Consider the following 1,533-nt stretch of genomic DNA (forward strand, 5'->3'; position numbering starts at 1 on the left):
CCTCCCGTTCGCTCATCGGGCACAATACGCATCCACTCCCGGGCATGAAACAGGGGTGCCTTCTCTCGCGGTATGCAATCAGACGAGACCTGACAACTAACGGCCACAAATGGGAACCCTTCGTACTCGGACTCATCGCCGGCAGGAATCGAGGAGACAAACGCCAGTGGCAGGTTGAATTCCAACGAACGATTGGTTTCATCGGGGAAAGATTCAGTGCCGAAAAAGATATCATCAGGGATTGCATTCAAGCACAGGCGGATGATCGAACTAAAGACTTTCTACTGTCGCGCGTAGAGGAGGTTTTCTCCAATCACTTACACCGTCACACCCTGCTCAAACGCGAAGAAATAAAAAGCTACGGCGCTGCATTTGCGAAAGGCCTGACTTCCCGAAGGAACCTTGATATATCGGTGAGGGCAGACTTCCTGAAAGGCAGGTTCCGCTTACGCGTGGACTTCTACCACCAGTTACTCACTTCGCTAATGGTCGACATGCTCCCCCTGCGGAGCGAAATGGGGTTACCACCAAGGGTGTCCAAAGCACTCGTCGACGAGGGGGCGATGGGTAGATTGGTTCCGCGACTAGAGAATGGGAAACTTGTCACCCCTACATACCGCCTCTACGAATTCTGGAAAGAAGCAACTGGAATATCGATTTCCTACCGCCAAATGGCCCAACACATCCCAAGCCCAGACCCTCGGCGCTCACGGTCGCGCGGGACAGCATGCCACTCCTACAATCGGGATGAGGATACGGAAACCAAGAAGAGGCGGCTAAAAGAGTGGCGTGATGGCACAGCTCCGGAAACCGAACAACTAGCGAAATTCCTGCAATCCATGTTTGGATAGCAGTGCGGCGTGTTTCTCCCATTCGCAATGTCTCGCGCGGCCACCGCATGGACAAAATGGATCGATGAGGAAAAAAGTCTCCTGACCACATGCACAAAAGAATGCCCGGCTCTCGAGCAGCATATTGATCTGGGCTGGGTCGTCGACACCTTCTCGTGTTACCAGAAGTACTGGGAAAGAGCTGGGCTCACCCCCTTAGGGAGTGAGCCCGGTTCATGAACTAATCTTCTACTTGCTACTCTTCTTCCCGCCCCCGGCCGCAGCCCTCTGAGCCCGGCTGGCGAAGCTGCTCTTCGGCACCTTGCCACCGTTATCACGCGCAGTCTTACTCTGGATCTTGGCTGCGCGATCCTTCGTCATCGGGGTTTTCTTCGTGTTGGACATTCCAATATCTCCTTCTGCATTTTCCAGGAACAGCCAATGAACATGTGGCTGTATTCCGAGTATCGTGATACCCCATGGACTTGGTAAGGGGAGTCGACCTGGGAAAATGCCTTCCTGCGCCACTCGCCCGGCCGTCCGAACAGACGACACAGCGCCCTAATGCAACGCGGGGTCGGACGACGCTACCCCGCTGATTGAAGTGCCCCCCTCGACGGCTGCACAGGTTATTGTGGGGCCAACAGGAGGGCATGATGAGCGAAGAAGCACCGGTGAAGCGGTGGACGGCGAAGCGCAAGAC

General features: G+C 55.1%; 1 protein-coding gene. It reads left to right on the forward strand.

The features are described 5' to 3' along the window. On the forward strand, positions 1 to 851 hold an 851-nt coding region (locus tag F573_RS15455; RefSeq protein WP_231384434.1), incomplete at its 5' end, for a hypothetical protein. Positions 852 to 1,533: the final 682 nt, after the last annotated feature.

It is taken from the genome of Thioalkalivibrio sp. ALE23 (genome assembly GCF_000378545.1).
Lineage (GTDB): Bacteria > Pseudomonadota > Gammaproteobacteria > Ectothiorhodospirales > Ectothiorhodospiraceae > Thioalkalivibrio.